The following is an 18941-nucleotide window of genomic DNA, read 5'->3' as shown; positions in this document are numbered from 1 at the left end:
ATTCCGCCGAGCCGGGCGGCACCGGAGCCGGTGACGGTGCCCCGCAGGGAGCCCGGTGGCGGGGCCCTTGTGACCCGGAGGCCCGGCCGGACGTTCAGTGCGGGATCACCCAGTCCGGCGTCCAGGTCCCGGCGGTGTCGTGGCCGGCCCCCGTGGCGGCGAGGTGGGCGCGGAGGGTGACCAGTGCCGGGTGAAGGTTGTCGCGGTGCCAGAGGAGTGAGTGCGGGTAGACGGGCGCCGGGTCGGTCACCGGGATGCGGCGCAGGCCGTGGCCGGCGGGCCAGACGAGGCGGGTCTGCCCGCCCATGAAGGTGGCCAGGGCCGGGGTGTCGGCGATGGTGTCGAGGAGTGCGTCGGAGCCGAAGTTGGGGCCGGTCGCCTCGATGGTGAGGCCGAACTCGGCGACGAGGTCCTCGTAGTAGGCGGCCCACTCCGTGCCGGGGACGATGCCGGGCATCCAGATCCGGTGCCCGGCGAGCTGGGCGACGGTCACCGACCGGGCGCCCGCCAGTGCGTGGGCGGGGCCGGTGAGGAGCTGGAGCGGCTCGTCGAGCACCCGGACGGCCTCGATGTCCTCGGGAAGGGGCCGGCCGGGCACGGCGACGGCCCGGAAGGACGCGTCGATCGCACCGGATCTGATGGCGGCGACGGCCGTCTCGACGTCGAACAGCATCACCACGTCGAGCTCGATGTCGGGGTGTGCGCGGTGGAAGCCGCGCAACAGACCCGACTGCGCGCTGCGCGAGGCGATCACGTCGACGCGCAGCGGACGGCGGCCCGTGCGCACGGACGCGACCGCGCGCTCGGCGACGCGCAGCAGCTCGCGCGCGTGGGGCAGGAACGCCTGCCCGTCGATGGTGAGCTCGGCGCCGCGCGCGGTGCGGGTGAACAGCCGCACGCCGAGCTTGCGCTCCAGTGCGGCGATGCGTTTGGAGACGGCCTGCTGGGTGACCGCCAGCTCGGCGGCGGCCTCCTGGAACTGCCCCGTGTCGGCTGCGGCGACGAAGGTCCGGACGGTGTCGAGATCCATCCCGAAACCCTATGGCCACAACCATTGGTTGTGGCGTGCGGCTCTGCGGTTGTTTGATCCCGAGGTGCGGCGCTCGCTTTGATTGCTGCCGATCGCGGATCGGTTGTGTGAGAGAGCAGCGAGAGAGCGGCGAGGGACGGCGGGCATGAGGACATGAGGAGCGGGCCCCGGCTGGGACATCTGCTCGGGCCCCGGCTGGCACATGCGCTCGGGCATCTGCTCGGGCCTCGGCTGGGGCGGCGGTTCGGGTGGCTCTGGGGTGCGTACGCGACCAGCGCGCTCGGCACGTGGCTCGCCTTCGGCGCGTTCCCGCTGATCGCCATCCAGGTGTTGCACTCCGGACCGGGCGAGGTCGCCGCGCTCTCCTCCGTGGGGGCTGCGGTGGGTGCGGTCGTGGCGGTGCCGCTCGGCCCGTGGGTGGAGTTCCGCCGCAAGCGGCCGGTGCTCATCGCGACGGATTCGGTGCGGTTCGCGGCGCTGCTGACGGTCCCCGCCGCGTTCGCGCTCGGGGTGCTCACCTTCCTTCAGCTCCTGCTGGTCTCGGCGATCGTCGCGGCGGCCGACATCAGCTTCCGTGCCGCCTCCGGCGCGTACCTGAAGACCCTGCTGCCGACCGAGGACCTGCTCGTCGCCAACGCCCGATTCGAGTCCACGGCCTGGACGACCACGATCATCGGACCGCCGCTCGGCGGTGCGGCGATCGGTCTCCTCGGTCCGGTGGCGACGGTGGTGGCCGACGCGGTCAGCTACCTGCTCTCGGCCCTGGCCATCCGCGCGATGGGCACCCGCGCAAGGGGCGGCCCCGAGCCGCGGCCCGAGCCGAAGCCGGAGGCCGAGCGCCCGAAGCCCGAGCGTCCGCGGGCCGCGCGGATGCGGCCCGCGGACCTGCTGGACGGTTGGCGGTACATCCTCGGCGACTCGACGCTGCGTCCGCTGTTCTTCAACACCGCCTTGTTCAACGGCCTGGTGATGGCCGCCCAGCCGCTGCTGGCCGTCCTGATGCTCGGCCGACTCGGGTTCGCACCGTGGCAGTACGGCCTCGCCTTCGCCGCGCCCTCGATCGGCGGGCTGCTCGGTTCGCGGCTGGCCCGACCCCTCGTCACCCGGTTCGGACAGCACCAGGTTCTGGTCGTGGCCGGGGCGCTGCGCGCGGTCTGGCCCATCGGCCTGGCCTTCCTGGGGCCGGGCACCGGCGGGCTGCTGCTGGTGGTGGGCGTGGAGTTCGGGCTCATCTTCTGCTGCGGGGTCTTCAACCCCGTCAGCGCCACCTACCGCCTCGAACGCACCGCGACCGGCCGGGTCGCCCGCACGCTGTCGGCCTGGGCGGTGACGACCAAGGCCACGACCGCGCTCCTGACAGCCGTCTGGGGCGTGCTGGGCACCCTGCTCGGCCCGCGTACGGCCATCGGTCTGGCCGGCGTGCTCCTGCTGGCGACCCCGCTGCTGCTCCCTCGCCGCGTGGCAGCGCTTCTCCCGGAGCCGGAGCCGGAGCCGGAGCCGGAGCCGGAGCCGGAGCGGGGGCAGGGGCAGGGGCGGGAGTCGGAGCAGGCGTGCGAGAAGTGATCGCTCACAGCGAACAGCGCCCGGGGAACAATCAGGGACTCACGTGCATTGAGTGTGCATAGCTCAACTTGAATGATGAAGGGGAGATCATGGCTTTGACGTCGGAACCGCTCACTCTGCCCGTGCTGCCGCTCGACGACGAGGTCGTGCTGCCCGGCATGGTGGTGCCTCTGGATCTCAACGACGCCGAGGTACGCGCCGCGGTGGAGGCCGCACAGGCCGCCGCCCCGTCCACCGGTACCAGCAAGCCGAAGGTGCTGCTTGTTCCGCGGATCGACGGCACGTACGCGAACACGGGCGTGCTCGGCACGGTCGAGCAGGTGGGACGCCTCGCCGACGGCGACCCCGGCGCCCTGATCCGCGGCCGTGGCAGGGTGCGTGTCGGCGCCGGTACGACCGGGCCGGGTGCGGCCCTGTGGGTGGAGGGTGTCCAGGTCGAGGAGACCGTGCCGGACCCGCTGCCCGGTGCCGTGACCGAGCTGGTCAAGGAGTACAAGGCGCTGGCCACCAACTGGCTGAAGAAGCGCGCCGCCTGGCAGGTCGTGGACCGCGTCCAGCAGATCGACGACGTGTCCACGCTCGCCGACAACTCCGGCTACTCGCCGTTCCTGTCGACCGCGCAGAAGGTCGAGCTCCTTGAGACCACCGACCCGGTGGCCCGGCTGAAGGTCGCCACCGAGCAGCTGCGCGAGCACCTCGCCGAGCAGGACGTCGCCGAGTCCATCGCCAAGGACGTACAGGAAGGCGTGGACAAGCAGCAGCGCGAGTTCCTGCTGAGGCGGCAGCTGGAGGCCGTGCGCAAGGAACTGCGCGAGCTGAACGGCGAGGCGGAGGGCGAGGAGTCCGACGACTACCGGGTGCGCGTCGAGACCGCCGACCTCCCCGGGAAGGTCCGCGAGGCCGCGCTCAAGGAGGTCGAGAAGCTGGAGCGCTCCAGCGACCAGTCGCCCGAGGGCTCCTGGATCCGCACCTGGCTCGACACCGTGCTCGAACTCCCGTGGAACGAGCGCACGGAGGACGAGTACGACATCCAGGGCGCCAAGTCGATCCTGGACGCCGAGCACGCCGGACTGGAAGACGTGAAGGAGCGGATCACCGAGTACCTGGCGGTCCGCAAGCGCCGTAACGACCGGGGCCTCGGCGTGGTCGGCGGCCGTCGGGGCGGCGCCGTGCTCGCGCTCGTCGGCCCGCCCGGCGTCGGCAAGACCTCGCTCGGCGAGTCCGTCGCCCACTCCATGGGCCGCAAGTTCGTCCGGGTCGCCCTCGGCGGCGTACGGGACGAGGCGGAGATCCGCGGCCACCGGCGTACGTACGTCGGCGCGATTCCCGGCCGTATCGTGCGCGCCATCAAGGAGGCCGGGTCCATGAATCCGGTGGTCCTGCTGGACGAGATCGACAAGGTGGGCTCCGACTTCCGGGGCGACCCGGCGGCGGCCCTGCTCGAAGTGCTCGACCCGGCCCAGAACCACACCTTCCGGGACCACTACCTGGAGGTCGAGCTCGACCTGAGCGACGTGGTCTTCCTGGCCACCGCCAACGTGCTGGAGGCCATCCCGGAGGCGCTGCTCGACCGTATGGAACTGGTGCGGCTCGACGGGTACACCGAGGACGAGAAGGTGGTCATCGCGCGGGACCACCTGCTCCCGCGCCAGCTGGAGCGGGCCGGTCTGGAGGAGGCCGAGGTCACGCTGGAGGAGAGCGCGCTGCGCAGGCTGGCCGGCGAGTACACCCGCGAGGCGGGCGTACGGAACCTGGAGCGGTCCGTCGCACGGCTGCTCCGCAAGGTCGCTGCACAGCACGAACTCGGTGAGCGGAAGCTGCCGTTCACGGTCGGCGCGGACGATCTGCGCGCACTGATCGGCAGGCCGCACCACGTGCCCGAGTCCGCCCAGATCCCGGCCGAGCGCCGCACGGCGGTGCCCGGCGTGGCGACGGGCCTCGCGGTCACCGGCGCGGGTGGTGACGTCCTCTTCGTCGAGGCGTCGCTGGCCGACCCGGAGACGGGTGCGGCGGGTCTGACCCTGACCGGCCAGCTGGGCGACGTGATGAAGGAGTCGGCGCAGATCGCGCTGTCCTTCCTCCGCTCCCACGGTGCCGAACTGGAACTGCCGGTCGGCGACCTGAAGGACCGGGGCGTGCACATCCACTTCCCGGCGGGCGCGGTACCGAAGGACGGCCCGAGCGCGGGTGTCACGATGACGACCGCACTGGCCTCGCTCCTGTCCGGACGCCTGGTCCGTACGGACGTGGCCATGACGGGCGAGGTCTCGCTCACCGGCCGGGTGCTCCCGATCGGCGGCGTCAAGCAGAAGCTGCTCGCCGCGCACCGGGCGGGTGTCACCACGGTGATCATCCCGAAGCGCAACGAGCCCGACCTGGACGACGTCCCGGCCGAGGTCCTGGAGAAGCTCGACGTCCACGCCGTGACGGACGTCCGCCAGGTCCTGGAACTGGCGCTCGCGCCGGCGACGAACGGCGCGGTCACGGAGGTTCCGGTGGCGGCGTGACGGGCGCCACCGGTCAAGGAAGGCCCGGGTCCCTCTTCGCGAGGGGCCCGGGCCTTGCGCGTACAGATGTCAGGATCAGGTGTACGGGCCGCTCAGCCGTTGGCCAGCGCGACCACCCGGTCGAGGGTGCCGTTGAACTTGTTGTGGTCGCCGACGGTGGGGCCGGACGACGTGTACTGCCACATGGTGTAGTAGCTCCAGCCCGCCGGGAGGGTGCCCGCCGCCGAGGCGTAGCGGGCGATCCAGAGCGGGTTGGCGGAGGCGAAGCCCGCGTAGTCGCCGGTGCACTGGGTCCACCAGCTGGTGGCCGAGTAGATGACGGCGTCACGGCCGGTCCGGGCTTTGTACTGGTTCAGGAAGTCACGGATCCAGGTGACCATCGCGCTCTGCGTCTTGCCGAAGCAGGCCGCCCCGTACGGGTTCCACTCGATGTCGAGCGCGCCCGGCAGCGTCCTGCCGTCCTTCGACCAGCCGCCGCCGTGGTCCACGAAGTAGTTGGCCTGCGCGGCGCCGCCCGTCGTGTCGGGGGTCGCGAAGTGGTACGCGCCCCGGATCATGCCGACGTTGTACGAGCCGGTGTACTGCTGGGTGAAATAGGGGTTCGTGTAGTACGTCCCCTCGGTGGCCTTCACATAGGCCCATTTCACCCCGCTGCTCCACAGGGCCGGCCAGGCGACGTTGCCCTGGTGGCTGCTGACGTCCACGCCCTCCGTCTGGGTGGCACGGGAGGTCGGCAGGCCGCCCTGGCCGTCGTGCGGGATGACGCCCATGCCCATGTGGGCGGAGCCGCGGGCCGGGACGTCGGCCGCCCGGACGGGCTGGGCGAGGAGCAGCGAGAAGGCGAGGAACAGGATGCCCACCGCGCTGAGGCGCGCCTTGCTGAGGCGCGTCCTGCGTAGGCGTGTCCTGAGGTGGTCGAGTTCGCGCGAGCGGTGGGCCGTTCCGGATCTGTGCACGGACATGTGCGTGCCTCCGAAGGCTCGATGGTGCTCAGCGGTGGTGCCTGGGTAAATATGGCGTGGGCATGCCATTCAGTACCTGTTGAAGAAGCTACGCACGTGGACGCCGGGCGGGGAAGGGTGCCCGGAGTCCGCCGTTGGTCTATTCCTGCGAAATACTGGCCGAGCTGCGGCAATGGCGGCCTTCGGTGAAAACTTTCAGGATCGGGAAACCGGGTCATGGGTGCTGACGTGCACGAGGACGGTAACGACGAGGGGCACCGGACACGATCCGGCGCCCCGCCGAGTGGTGTGCCCGCAGGCGCCGTTGACCAGGAGTTCCTGGCCCTGGAGCGCGAGTTGGCCGTCCTGCTGCGGCGGGCCCGTGCCTCGTCCGGCGAGATGGTCCGCGAGGTCCACCCCGACCTGGAGTCCTCCGCGTACGGCCTCCTCGTACGCCTGGAGGAACTCGGCCGGCAGCGGGCCACCGAGCTTGCCGCCTACATCGGCGTCGGCAAGGCCACGATGTCGCGTCAGCTGCGGGCCCTTGAGGAACTGGGGCTCGTCGCCCGCGAGCCGGATCCGGCGGACGGGCGGGCCTGGCTCGTCCACCTCACGGAGGAGGGGCGGGAGCGGTTCGGCACGGTCCGGGACGCTCGTCGGGCCCGGTATGTGAGGGAGCTGGCGAACTGGGACCGTGGAGAAGTGGCTGAGCTGGCCCGGTTGTTGCATCGGTTGAACCGTGGGGTCGAGCGGGGCTGACCGGCCGCGGGGCAGGTTGTTCGTCGGCCGCGGGGCCGTCCGTCTGGAGGTGCGCGCCCGTCGGCCGCGGGGCGCTCACAGCTCCACGTGCACCACCGTCGCGTCGTCGTGTGTCTTGGAGCGGCCCAGGAACGTCCGTCCCGTGTCCGCCAGCTCCAGTGCGCGGACCCGGTCGATCAGGGACTGGCCGCCCTCCTTGCGGATCAGGGCGAACAGGTCCGTCCAGTCTCCCTCCCCGAACTTCTCCACCCAGCGGGTCGCGCCGTCCGTGAGGGCGGTGAGGGCGCGGACCTCGGAACGGGGGAGGGTGCCCGTGACGGCCCGGGCCGCGACCGAGGGGTCCGCCGCGGCCGTGAAGAAGCCGCCCTCCTGGTTGCGCAGGGCCGCGTCGGTCGCGGCGACCGAGGTCAGCGTGGCGCGCGGGACGCGGGCGAGGCGGTCGTCGAGAACGGGGGTGACCGCGCCGGAGGGGGCTTCGACGAGGAGCGCCGAGTCGGAGAGGACCAGGTACTCCACGGACTCCGCCGACCAGCGGGCCATCACCACCGTGGCCTGCGGGGTACGCCGGTGAGAAAGATCACAGGTGGTCCGGTGGGCGTCGGCGGTACGCGCGATCGCGTGGCCCAGGACCTCGGCGAGTGTCAGATCTCGTCGGGTAACGGACAGTTCGCCCAGTGCTCCGCCGAGCCGGGCGGTGAACCAGGGGACGGAATGCAGACAGCCGTGATCGGTCACGGGGGGCGTCACACCGTCCAGGACGACGAGCGAACCGCCTTGTCCGGAGGCTGGCAGCCCGACCGACGCGTAGTCCTCGTCGGGGCGGGCGGGGTCACCGGGTACCGAGATCAGTTCCGAACGCATCCGGCCAGTCTGCACGAGCCCTTCACAAGCTTCGCCAAAGGCTGGCAGCCGTCGTGGGACTGACCTGGACCAGCAGGTCAGACGCCTGTATTGCGAGGAATCACCGACTCCGGTGAAGCGTGGCGGCGCATCTTGCCACCGGTCGCTGTCGACGTCCAACCGGCGTGCCGCGCACGGGTGTCGCCCGCGCGGCGGGAACTTGCCGGGCCGCTCCCCGGCGATGTTCACTCCTTCGTGTGGCGGGTCAGGCGATGCGCGACCACTGCCCACCGGCACTGGGAGGGTCGGGAGCCGTACCGGGACGACACGCGAGTTGACGGCTCGTCACCCGGGCCCATGGGGACACGAGTCAAGAATGTGAGCACCGGTGCAGAAAATGCGGCCTCGGCGCAAAGGCAGGCAGCCGGCCTCGGGTGAGGCCTCCGGGCACACGCCGAATCCACCGGCATCGCAGGTGCCGAACTCACCGGCACCGCAGGACACTCCGGACACTCGGGACGACGCTGCTGGACGCGGTCGTCCCGCACACGTACGCAGTCGGCTGATCGTCGCCGTCGCCGTCGTGGCAGCCGCGATCGCCGGAGCGGGCGCACCGTCCGTGATCGCCGCCTCCGGTCAGCTGAACGACACCCAGAACCTGGTGACGCTCGCCGAGCGGACCCAGGACGCGCTGGCGCTCGCGCACTCACTGGCCGACGAGCGCGACGAGGTCACCTCCTATCTCGCGGCCGGCCGCCCCAAGGGCGAAGGTCCCTCGGAGAGCCGCAGCGCCCGCGTGGACCGCCAGGTGGACGAGTTGCGCGTCGACGCCGTCGAGGCGGACGCCCCCGCGGCCTTCCTGGAGACGCTGGACGGCATCGCCGCCGTCCGCCGAGCGGCACTCACGGGAGAGAGCAGCGCTCTCGAAGCGCACCGGACGTACTCGGCGGCCCTCACCGAACTCCACGGGCTCGCCGAGGAACTGGCCGAGGAGCTCCCGCCCCGCGCGGGCTCCGGCGCACACGCCCTCGCCGACCTCGACACCGCCGTCCAGCAGGCCGCCTCGACCCGCGGTCTCCTCCTCGCGGCACTGAACGTCCCCACCACCACCCGGACCACCACCGATCCGGTCACGGGCCTGCCCACCACGACCACCACGTCGTCGGCCGCCCAGACCAAGCAGCGCGACGCGCTCACCGCCGCGGCCCAGCAGGCCAACGTCCGTGAGCAGGCCGCCCTGGCCGACTTCGGCGCCGTGGCACCGAAGGCGGACCGCGCCTCGTACGACTCCACGGTCAACGGACCGGACGTGACGTCCGCCGAGGAGTACCTCGCCCGGCTGGTCGACCAGCCCACGCTCTCCGACTCCGAACTGGCCACCAGCACCAAGAAGCTGGACGCGGCGCTCTCCGCCCGCGTCGAGCAGATGCGCGGCGTCGAGGCGTCCCTCAACACCCAGCGGGCCAAGGATCTCGCACAGCTGCGCGACGACGACGTCACCGCGTTGGAGATCCGTATCGCGGTCCTCGGCGCGCTGATGCTGCTCGCCGTCGGCGTCTCCACGGGGATGGCCCGGTCGCTCACCCGTCCGCTGTCCGTCCTGCGTCGCGGCTCGGCACGTCTCGCCGACGAGCCCGGCACCGGAGAACCGGTCAAGTTCACCGGCCGCAACGACGAGTTCGCCCAGGTCGTGCGCTCCGTCAACACGCTCCACACGCACGCCCTCGCGCTCCACGGGCGGCTGGCCACCCTGGAGAGCGACCGCAAGCACCTCATCGGCCAGCGCCAGAGGATGGCCGACGAACGCGACAGGTTCCGTACCGAACTCGCCGAGGCGGCCGCCCACCTGGAGCAGGTCCGGCAGAGCATCCACGGCACCTTCGTCAGCCTGGCCCTGCGCACCCTGGGCCTGGTCGAGCGCCAGCTCGGAGTCATCGAGGGCCTCGAAGAGCGTGAGCAGGACCCCGAGCGCCTCGCGACCCTCTACCGGCTCGACCACTTCGCCACCGTCATGCGCCGCCACAGCGAGAACCTGCTGGTCCTCGCGGGAGCGGAGCACGGGCACCAGCACCCCGGTCCTGTCCCGCTGGTCGACGTGGTCCGCGCGGCCGTCAGCGAGGTGGAACGGTACGAGCGGGTACGCATCTCCGTGCTGCCGCCGCACGCGCACCTCGCCGGGTTCGCGGCGGACGACATCAGCCACCTGGTGGCCGAACTCGTTGAGAACGCCTCCTCGTTCTCGCCGCCCGACATACCCGTAGAGGTCTCCGGCTGGCTCCTGGAGAGCGGCGAGGTCATGCTCTCCGTCCAGGACGAGGGCATCGGCATGACCGGCGAGCGGCTCGACCGGCTCAACTCCCGCCTGACGGCCTTCGACCCCGAGGACGCGTACGACGAGGAGAGCGGCGAGGGCCTCGGGCTCGGCCTCTACGTGGTGGCCCGGCTCGCCCACCGGCACGGTGTACGGGTGCAGTTGCGCGAGCAGAAGCAGGGCGGCGTCACGGCCGTCGTGGTCCTGCCCAAGAGCCTGCTCGCCGCCGCGCCCGCCGTGGCCGTGCCTCCGTCAGCCACCGTCCGCACGACCGGGGGCGCGGCCACGATGTCGCTCCCGGGAGCGGACGCCGAGGTCAACTCCAACGTCCTGTACGGCCGCCAGGGCCGGGACCCGCTGATCGAGGCGGCGGAGGACAGCCTGCGCGAGGCCGAAGGGACGAGCGAGGTCCACGAGACGAGTGCGGCCGGTGAAGCGAGTGCGCCTGGTGAGGCCGGCATCGAGGAGGGGGTCGCGCAGCCGACGGCCCCCGCAGCCGCCCCCGAGCCCGGGGAACCGTCCGAGCCCGCCGCCCCGCCCCAGCCCTCCGGCCCTGAGACGACCATGGTCCTCATGGCGCCGGTGCCTCCGGTGCCTCCGGCGGACGAGTCCGCCGACCCCGGAGCCACCGGCCCCTCGGACACCCCGTCGGACGCCCTGTCGGACACCCCGCCGGGCGACCCGGCCATCCGGATCCCCGCCCAGGCCACCACGGACCACCGCGCCACCGATCCGTACACCGATGGCCCGTACACCGACAGCCCGTATGGCACCGAGCCTTATGCCACCGAGGCGTCCGCCACCGAGCCGTCCGCCACCGGCCCGTACGCCATAGGCCCCGACACCCACGAGCGAGTTCCGGACAGCCCTCAGGGGGCAGACGGGGCGCACGCGTCCCAGGAGCCGTCGGAACGAGTCACCGACAAGGGGCTGCCCAAGCGGACTCCGAAGATCTCCGCACCCGCGCCGGCCGGCGGCCCGCTCAGGACGTCCGTGGACGCCGAGGCACTGCGCCGCCGCCTCGGCGGATTCCACCGGGGGGCCACCGAGGGGCGCCGCGATGTCGAAGCGGAGATCGCCGAACAGACGTCGGAGCTGCAGACACCCACCGCACATGCCGTAGAAACCCAGGGGGACACCGTCGAGGAGGCAAGCAGTTGACCGCGTCCAGTACTTTCGGACTGAGCCATGAAGCCCGCAATCTGCACTGGCTGCTGACGAACCTCGTCGAGGAGGTGCCAGGCCTCCTGTCGGTCGCGGTGGTGTCCTCCGACGGCCTGTTGCTGCTCTCCTCCGACCCCGGGAGAAACGTGCAGGCGCGGCGGAACGCCGGGAGGCCCACGAGTCCCCGGGGATCCGCGGCGGACCTGGCCGCCATCGTCTCCGGTATCGGCAGCCTCGCCATCGGCGCCGCCAAGCTGATGGACGGCGGCGCCGTCAAGCAGACGATGGTCGCCATGGAGGAGGGCGGGCTCTTCGTCATGTCGATCAGCGACGGTTCGCTGCTCGGTGTGCACGGCGCCCCCGACTGCGACATGAGCGTCGTCGCGTACCACATGGCGCTCTTCGTGGGCCGTGCCGGACACGTCCTGACTCCGGAACTCCGCAGCGAGCTGCGCCAGTCGCTCACGGCCACGACGATGGAGACGGCCAAGTGAGCGACGTGAGTGGCGCGCCCAAACTGCCGGTCCGCGGCGGCGATCGCAAACCGGCCCGCGTACGCCCGTACTCGCTCACCGGCGGCCGTACGCGCTTCGGGCACGTGCTGCTCGTCGAGACGTTCGTGGCGGCGCTCGAAGCCCCGGAGGAACGCCGGGAACTGGAGAATGGTTCACTCTCCACCCGGGTGATGCCGGAGATGAGGGCCATCGTCGAACTCTGCCGCCGGATGCGTACGGTGGCCGAGGTCGCGGCCCTTCTGAAGATGCCGCTCGGTGTGGTCCGGGTGCTCCTCAGCGACCTGGCGGACCAGGGAAAGATCCGTGTGTACGGAACAGGTCACGGTCCGGGACAGCCGGACCGTGCTCTGCTGGAAAGGGTGCTGAGTGGACTCCGTCGTCTCTGACGTCTCCCGCGTCGCGGATGTCTCCCGATCGTCCGGCCTCTCCGAAGCCGAAGCCGAAGCTGCAACCGAAGCCGAAGGCGTGGAGCCCGGCGAGGAGCTGCAGGCCTGGCAGAAGGACCGGACGCGCGCTCCGATCGCCACGAAGATCGTGGTGGCGGGCGGCTTCGGGGTGGGCAAGACCACCCTGGTCACCGCGGTCTCCGAGATCACGCCTCTCCAGACGGAGGCGTTGATGACCCGGGCGAGCGAGGACACCGACGACCTCAGCTCGACTCCGGAGAAGTCGACCACCACCGTGGCCATGGACTTCGGCCGCATCACGCTCGACGACGACCTGGTGCTGTACCTGTTCGGTACGCCCGGGCAGCAGCGGTTCTGGTTCATGTGGGACGACCTGGTGCGCGGGGCGATAGGAGCCGTGGTCCTCGCCGACACCCGGCGTCTCAAGGACTGCTGGCCGGCGCTCGACTACTTCGAGAGCTGCGGGCTGCCGTACGTCGTCGCCGTGAACCACTTCGACGGCAGCGAGAGGTTCGAGCCGCGCGATGTGCGGGAGGCCCTCACGATCCCCCGGCACATACCTGTCATGATCATGGACGCGCGCCACAGGTTCTCCGTGATCGAGACCCTGCTGGCGCTGGTGGGGCACGCGCTCGACGTCAGTCCCGAATAGCCCGACGTCAGGCCGGCCCCGGAACAAGACGTACGCAGAGTGAGGACCAGCATGCGGAAGATACTCGTCGTCGGAGCCGGCCAGTCCGGACTCCAGCTCGCCCTCGGACTCCAGTCCAACGGGTACGAGGTCACCCTGATGTCGAACCGGACGGCGGACGAGATCCGCACCGGCCGGGTCATGTCCACCCAGTGCATGTTCCACACGGCGCTGCAGCACGAGCGCGATCTCCAGCTGAACTTCTGGGAGTCCCAGGCCCCGAGGATCGAAGGACTCGGCGTCTCGGTCGCGGCCCCCGGCTCCTTCGACCCGGGCCCCTCGCAACGCGCCATCGACTGGGTGGGCAAGCTCGACGGGTACGCGCAGTCGGTCGACCAGCGCGTGAAGATGGCCGGCTGGATGGAGATCTTCGCGCAGCGCGGCGGCCAGCTCGTCATCCACGGCGCCGCGGTCTCCGACCTCGACTACTTCGCCCGTACGTACGACCTGGTCCTCATCTCCGCGGGCAAGGGCGAGCTGGTGTCGATGTTCGGCCGCGACGCCGCACGTTCCCCGTACACGGAACCGCAGCGCGCGCTGGCCGTCGCGTACGTCCACGGTCTGGGCCCGCGGCCCGAGCACCCGGAGTTCGACGCGGTCCGCTGCAACCTCGTGCCCGGCGTCGGCGAGCTCTTCGTCATGCCCACGTTCACCACCTCCGGCCGGGCGGACATCCTCTTCCTGGAGGGCGTACCGGGCGGCCCGATGGACGTCTTCCAAGGCGTCAAGGACCCGGCCGAACACCTCTCCCTGACCCTGGAACTCATGGAGCGGTTCACGCCGTGGGAGTACGCCAGGGCCACCAAGGTCGAACTCACCGACGCGGGCGGCACGCTGGCCGGACGCTACGCGCCCACCGTCCGCAACCCGGTCGGCCGGCTGCCCGGCGGCGGCCTGGTCCTCGGCGTCGCCGACGTGGTCGTGGCGAACGACCCGATCACCGGACAGGGCTCCAACTCGGCCTCGAAGTGCGCGGCCTCGTATCTCGACTCGATCCTCGGACACGGGGAGAAGGAGTTCGACGAGGCGTGGATGCGGAACACGTTCGAGCGCTACTGGGACACGGCCCAGCACGTCACCAAGTGGACGAACGCGATGCTCGGCCCCCCGCCGGAGCATGTCCTCAACCTGATCGGCGCGGCAGGCCGGCTCCAGCCGGCAGCGGACCGTTTCGCCAACGGCTTCAACGACCCGTCGGACTTCGAGAACTTCTTCTACGAGCCGGAGAAGACGGCGGCGTACCTGGAGTCCGTGGCGGGGGCCTGACGCGTACGACGCGCAGGACGCCCCTGTCCCCGGGGACACCGACGAGACCAGCGGCGTCTTCGGTCAGCCTCCTACGGGGCGTCCGCGCCGTAGCCCGCGTCCGAGCCGGTCATGGCGTCCTCGGGGAGCTTCGGTGGTGTGTATCGGCGCAGGGTTTCGCCGGACGGGTCGGGGCGTACCGCGCCCAGTACGGGGTTGGCCGCGAGCGGGGAGACCTTGATCTTCGCGCCCGGTCTGGGAGCCTGTACGACCAGGCCGTCGCCCAGGTACATCGCCACATGGGTGGCCTCGGGGAAGTAGATCACCAGGTCGCCGGGGCGCAGGTCGGGCAGGGCGATCCGGGGCAGCTCGGCCCACTGTTCCTGGCTGGTGCGGGGGATGGGGTGGCCGGCGCTCTGCCAGGCCTGCGAGGTGAGCCCCGAGCAGTCGTACGAGTCCGGGCCCTCGGCGCCCCACTCGTACGGCTTGCCGATCTGCCGCACGGCGTACCGCAGTGCCTCGCTCCCCTCCCGGGAGGGCCGGCGTGTGCTGCTGAGCGCGCCCGACGTCACCAGCTCGTCCTGCGCCTCGGCCACCCCGGACCTCTCCAGCTCGGCCACCTGGGAGAGCTGTTCCTCGGTCAGTGAGGCGAGCAGTTCCTCGACGTCCTTCAGCCGCTTCCGTACGAGATCGCGGTCCTTCTTCTGCCGTTCGGCGAAGGTGAGTTGGCCGTCGAGGGCGGTGCGGGCCCGGCGTGCCAGCTCGTCGGTCCGCTGCTCGTCGCCCGCCAGCCGCTCCACCGTGCCGGCCCGCTCCTGCGAGACCTGCCGGATCACGTGGCCCTGATCGAGCGCGTGCTGCGGATCACGGGCGAGCAGGAGCTGTACGTACGAGGAGATCTCGCTCGTGGCCTGGTACTGCTGCCGGGCGAGGCGTCCCGCGGCGCCGCGGCTGTCCTGGAGCGAGAGCCGGGCCGACGCGAGCCGGCTGTCGAGCTTCGCGACCTCGGCCCGCTGCCTCTTCAGCTTCTCCTCGGTCGCGTTGTACGTCTCGGTGGCCGCCTCCGCCTCCCGGTACAGCCGCTGAAGGTCCGTCAGCAGCTCGGCGACGGACCGCTCGCCCCCGGGTGCGGAGCTCTCACCGGGTTCGGGCACCGCCGAGGCCGCTACGGGTACGGGTGCGAGGGCCGCGCCCGCCGCGATCGCCGCCGTGCAGACCAGTCGAAGCAGCCTTCCTGGCAGTTTGCCGGTCGACCTTCCTGGCAACCTTCCTGACACACCATCACCTCCGGTGCGGGGCGGTACTTCCGCTCCTCCGCACCGTGAGCATCAGACGCCCGCGCGAGCCGCGCGCGCCGACCGTGGGCGGTCCGGCCCAACAAGGTCACTCGTGCGTGTCCTCCGGCTTGCCCTTCGGCGTGGTGTCTGGCTTGTCGGCGTCCGGCTCGGCATCCGGCTCGGTGTGCGGCTCGGCGTCCGGCTTGGACCACGGCCACTTGAGCTTGCCGCTCCTGCCGGTGGGGTCGTACTCGTACTTCCACCCCTGATGCAGACCGAGCCTTTTGCTCGCGCCCGCCTGCACGCGGCGGTAGACGAGAAGTGTGGGAGGGCCGCCCGTGCTGTCCGGCACCGGGACCCGGTACACCTTCGGGGGGTGCCCGGTCGGGCCGAGCAGGATCGGCAGAACCCGGCCGTCCAGAGGGCCACCCTCGAAGGGAGTGTCTTCGCTCTTCACCGAGTCAGTGTCCCAGTCCCAGTCCCAGTCCCAGTCCCAGTCCCAGTCCCAGCGTCAGCGTCCCAGGGTTACAGCAGGTGCGCCGCGTCGCTCACCACGGGCAGCACCCGGCGGGCCAGCGAGCCCATCGGCCCGTCCGCCGGCTCCAGCGCCAGCGCGGCGCGTACGACCTCCTCGGTTCGGGGGTCGCGGGCGGCGGTCGCCACGAGGCATGCCACGAACTGCTCGACGAGCCAGTCGCGCAGTTCGTCCAGCGGGGGTTCCTTCTCTTCGTCCAGCCAGATCAACGAGGCGGCCTCGACGGCCGTGATCCACATCCGGACGGTCATCCGCAACCGGGAACCCGGGTCCTCGACGTCCAGATGACTCAGGATGTGCTCGGCCGCGGCCCGTCGTACGCCGTCCACGATGGCCGTGGTCCTCGATGTCTCGACCACGCTGCCGCCCTGGAGCAGAGCACTGAAACCGGCGTCGTGCTGGTCCACGAAGGCGAGGTAGCGGTCCAGCGCGTTGGAGAGCCGCCGGGTGAGGGGGCCGTCCGGCGGCTCGGCGAAGCAGTGCTCCAACTCCTCCGCGGCCGACCGCAGGGCCGCCTCGTACAACTGCTGCTTGCCGCCGGGGAAGTAGCGGTACACCAGCGGTCGGGAGACGCCCGCCGCCTCCGCCACGTCGTCGAGCGAGACGTCCTCCGGGGCCCGTATCGCGAACAGCGACAGTGCGGCGTCGAGGAGCTGACTGCGTCGTTCCTCGACGCTCAGCCGTCGGTATGCGCGGGTGGGGGCCTGCGAGGTCATGTCTCGCAGCGTAGCCCGTCCCGGGGGGTGCGGGGTGGGGTGGGAGTTGGCTGGGGTTCGTGGGTGGGTGCGGGTTCGGTGGGGGCTGGTCGCGCAGTTCCCCGCGCCCCTGAAAGGCGGGGCTGCGCCCCTGCCTTTCCACGAGTCCCCGAGTCCCCAGGCTGCTCGGGGCAGGCTGCTCAGGCCAGTAGGCCTGAGGATTTCCAGAGGCGGCGGCCCGTGCCTCGCAGGACGCCTATGTCGTCCAGGAAGTCGGTCAGGCGCTTCGAGCCCGTCTGCATGATCTCGCGGCGGTGGCCGCTCGCCTTCACCTGGGCCATGGCCTCCCGCTTGTCGAGGCCGATGTTCGCGTACACCTCGGGATTGACGAAGGCGACCGAGAAGACCCGGGCGAACTCGCCGGAGGTGATCCGGGTGAACTCCTGCGACCAGCGGGGCGCGGTCATCATCTGCCGACGGAGTTCCTCCCGTGCGTACCGGACGTGTCGCGCCTCCTCCACCACATGGATCCGCGTCACGCCACGGACCAGGGTCTGCACCCGCTCGTCCGGGAACGTGAGCCGCTGCATCCAGTCGAGCACCTCCTCGCCCAGCAGCGTGGCCGTGAACGAGCCGGGGGTCGTGGACACCGTCTTGAAGAAGCGTCCCAGGTTCTGGTGCGCCCGGCTCACCGGGTAGTGCGGCGTCCCGCCCCGGGTGATCAGCCGCGCGAACATCTTCGAGTGCCGGCACTCGTCCTCGATCTCGGTCAGCGCGTACCGCACGTGCGCGCTCGTCGCCGCCTTGTCGTAGATGTGCCGCACCAGGAGCTGCATCAGGATGATCTCGAACCAGATCCCAGCGAGGCCAGCGCCGCGGCCTCGTGCTGGGAGAGCAGGATCCGCTGCTCCTCGCTCATCCGCTTCCACATCGGAGTGCCGTAGAGCGAGACGAGCTCCGGCGGCCAGAACCACTTGCCCTCCTCGAAGGGCGCGTCCCAGTCCAGCTCCTTGTCCGGGTCGAAGGAGTGCTTCGCGGTGGAGTCGAGCAGCCGCTCGGCCACCTGTTCCCGGTCCTTGAGCAGGCCGAGCGCATCGCGCAGACCCTCGATGCCGCTGTCCTCCGTCACGGTCGTCATGGCTGTGCCCACCTCGTCGTACCTCGTTGTATCTCGTCGTACCGAAAGAGATCGGGTTCAGTGACCGGGGTCAGCGATCAGGGTCGCTGATCGGGACCAGTGGTCGGGGTTACCGCCGGTCACGTCTTATGAGACTGCTTGTCAGCAAGCTCGTCAATCCCTTCCGCGCAACTTGTTGACCCCTCGTCTACTACGTGTGAGCCTGCGAAGCATGTCGACCTACGACCTGTACGCCATGGACCCCGGAGCTCCCCTCTGGCAGGTGCCCGCGACCGGCGCGGCACGGTTCAGCTGGGAGTACGACGAAGGACGCGACCGCCTGCTGGCCCTGTACCAGAAGGGCAAGGACAAGCAGTGGGACGGTCAGAAGCGGATCGCGTGGGACCTGGAAGTGGACCCTCACGACCCGCTGGGCATCCCCGACGAGGCGATCTCGATCTACGGCACGCCGCACTGGGCGAGAATGAACGACCGCGACAGGGGCGAACTGCGCAAGCACTTGGCCTCGTGGCAGTTCAGCCAGTTCCTCCACGGCGAGCAGGGTGCCATGGTCTGCGCGGCCCGGATCTGCGAGTCCGTGCCCGACCTGGACGCCAAGCTCTACTCGGCGACCCAGACGATGGACGAGGCGCGGCACGCGGAGATCTACGCCCGCTTCCTCCACGAGAAGATCGGGATGCTCTACCCGGTCAACGACAATCTCCAGGCGCTGCTCGGCGACACCCTGAGCGACTCACGCTGGGACATGCCGTACCTCGGTATGCAGGTCCTCATCGAGGGGCTGGCCCTCGCCGCGTTCGGCATGATCAGGGACACCACGGACAAGCCGCTGCCCAAGCAGATCCTCGCGTACGTCATGCAGGACGAGGCGCGCCACGTGGCGTTCGGCCGCATGGCGCTGCGCGACTACTACAAGCAGCTCTCCGACGCCGAACTGCGCGAACGCGAGGAGTTCGTCATCGAGGGCTGCTACCTGATGCGGGACCGCCTGCGCGGTGTCGAGGTCCTGGAGAACTTCGGCATTCCGAAAGCGGAGGCCGAGGAGTACAGCGAGCGGTCCGAGTACCTCGCCCTCTTCCGGCAGCTGCTGTTCTCCCGCATCGTCCCCTGCGTCAAGGACATCGGCCTGTGGGGCAAACGCCTCCAGCAGGCCTACGTCGACATGGGCGTCTTCGACATGGGCAACACCAACCTCGACCTCCTCATGGCCCAGGACGAGGACCTCGCCGAGAAGCTCGACGCGGAACGCTTCGCGGCGGAGGAGCAGGCGCGGGTCACCGAGGTGGAGCAGGCGATCCAGGCCGGGGCGGAGTCCTAGACCGG

15 protein-coding genes and 1 pseudogene are annotated in these 18941 nt (G+C 70.8%); 9 read left to right on the top strand and 7 right to left on the bottom strand.

What is annotated here, in order from left to right:
* Positions 1-94 precede the first annotated feature (94 nt).
* Entirely contained in the window at positions 95-1030 is a 936-nt protein-coding gene (locus AB0D14_RS15805) for a LysR family transcriptional regulator (RefSeq protein ID WP_362778905.1), read from the bottom strand.
* 153 nt (positions 1031-1183) lie between these two features.
* Here AB0D14_RS15805 and AB0D14_RS15800 point away from each other — a divergent pair, with 153 nt between their 5' ends.
* Together AB0D14_RS15800 and lon are read left to right on the top strand one after the other, a co-directional pair.
* Entirely contained in the window at positions 1184-2593 is a 1410-nt protein-coding gene (locus AB0D14_RS15800) for an MFS transporter (RefSeq protein ID WP_362778903.1), read from the top strand.
* Between the two features lie 89 nt (positions 2594-2682).
* Positions 2683-5100, top strand: coding sequence for an endopeptidase La (lon, locus tag AB0D14_RS15795; RefSeq protein ID WP_362778901.1), 2418 nt, complete (start codon positions 2683-2685; stop codon positions 5098-5100).
* Between the two features lie 92 nt (positions 5101-5192).
* On the opposite strand, the gene AB0D14_RS15790 is transcribed toward lon, so the two are convergent.
* On the bottom strand, positions 5193-6062 hold the full coding sequence (locus AB0D14_RS15790; RefSeq protein ID WP_362778900.1) for a lysozyme: 870 nt from the start codon (positions 6060-6062) through the stop codon (positions 5193-5195).
* Between the two features lie 228 nt (positions 6063-6290).
* On the opposite strand from AB0D14_RS15790, the gene AB0D14_RS15785 reads away from it, so the two are divergent.
* Complete coding sequence (locus AB0D14_RS15785) at positions 6291-6800, top strand: MarR family transcriptional regulator (protein ID WP_362778989.1); 510 nt, start codon at positions 6291-6293, stop codon at positions 6798-6800.
* Positions 6801-6875: 75 nt separating this feature from the next.
* Here the strand turns inward: AB0D14_RS15785 and AB0D14_RS15780 are convergent, their stop codons facing one another.
* Complete coding sequence (locus tag AB0D14_RS15780; RefSeq protein WP_362778898.1) at positions 6876-7661, bottom strand: hypothetical protein; 786 nt, start codon at positions 7659-7661, stop codon at positions 6876-6878.
* A gap of 367 nt (positions 7662-8028) precedes the next feature.
* On the opposite strand from AB0D14_RS15780, the gene AB0D14_RS15775 reads away from it, so the two are divergent.
* From AB0D14_RS15775 to AB0D14_RS15755, 5 genes are all read left to right on the top strand, one after another.
* Positions 8029-11112 carry a nitrate- and nitrite sensing domain-containing protein gene (locus AB0D14_RS15775; RefSeq protein WP_362778895.1) on the top strand — a complete coding sequence of 1028 codons (3084 nt, stop codon included), beginning with the start codon at positions 8029-8031 and terminating at the stop codon, positions 11110-11112.
* Positions 11109-11609 carry a roadblock/LC7 domain-containing protein gene (locus AB0D14_RS15770; RefSeq protein ID WP_362778893.1) on the top strand — a complete coding sequence of 167 codons (501 nt, stop codon included), beginning with the start codon at positions 11109-11111 and terminating at the stop codon, positions 11607-11609. Before AB0D14_RS15775 ends, AB0D14_RS15770 begins: the two co-directional genes overlap by 4 nt.
* Positions 11610-11614: 5 nt before the next feature.
* On the top strand, positions 11615-12016 hold the full coding sequence (locus tag AB0D14_RS15765) for a DUF742 domain-containing protein (protein ID WP_362778986.1): 402 nt from the start codon (positions 11615-11617) through the stop codon (positions 12014-12016).
* A gap of 79 nt (positions 12017-12095) precedes the next feature.
* Positions 12096-12689: an ATP/GTP-binding protein gene (locus AB0D14_RS15760; protein ID WP_362778985.1), complete on the top strand. Its 594-nt coding sequence runs from the start codon at positions 12096-12098 to the stop codon at positions 12687-12689.
* A 51-nt stretch (positions 12690-12740) separates the two neighbouring features.
* Positions 12741-13994, top strand: coding sequence for a styrene monooxygenase/indole monooxygenase family protein (locus AB0D14_RS15755; RefSeq protein WP_362778891.1), 1254 nt, complete (start codon positions 12741-12743; stop codon positions 13992-13994).
* Positions 13995-14065: 71 nt separating this feature from the next.
* Here the strand turns inward: AB0D14_RS15755 and AB0D14_RS15750 are convergent, their stop codons facing one another.
* From AB0D14_RS15750 to AB0D14_RS15735, 4 genes and pseudogenes are all read right to left on the bottom strand, one after another.
* The gene (locus AB0D14_RS15750) at positions 14066-15214 is read right to left on the bottom strand and encodes an NlpC/P60 family protein (RefSeq protein ID WP_362778983.1); all 1149 of its coding nucleotides are present in this window, start codon (positions 15212-15214) and stop codon (positions 14066-14068) included.
* Positions 15215-15356: 142 nt separating this feature from the next.
* Positions 15357-15707: a hypothetical protein gene (locus AB0D14_RS15745; protein WP_362778889.1), complete on the bottom strand. Its 351-nt coding sequence runs from the start codon at positions 15705-15707 to the stop codon at positions 15357-15359.
* 68 nt (positions 15708-15775) lie between these two features.
* Positions 15776-16501: a helix-turn-helix domain-containing protein gene (locus AB0D14_RS15740; RefSeq protein WP_362778887.1), complete on the bottom strand. Its 726-nt coding sequence runs from the start codon at positions 16499-16501 to the stop codon at positions 15776-15778.
* Positions 16502-16680: 179 nt separating this feature from the next.
* Positions 16681-17618 (bottom strand): annotated as a pseudogene (locus AB0D14_RS15735) (diiron oxygenase).
* Positions 17619-17829: 211 nt separating this feature from the next.
* On the opposite strand from AB0D14_RS15735, the gene AB0D14_RS15730 reads away from it, so the two are divergent.
* Positions 17830-18936, top strand: a complete 1107-nt coding sequence (locus tag AB0D14_RS15730) for a ferritin-like domain-containing protein (protein ID WP_362778884.1) — start codon at positions 17830-17832, stop codon at positions 18934-18936.
* The last annotated feature ends 5 nt before the right edge of the window (positions 18937-18941 follow it).

Origin of the sequence: Streptomyces sp. NPDC048484 (assembly GCF_040651415.1) — a bacterium.
GTDB lineage: Bacteria > Actinomycetota > Actinomycetes > Streptomycetales > Streptomycetaceae > Streptomyces.
This window is presented reverse-complemented; position numbering and strand designations above follow the sequence as displayed.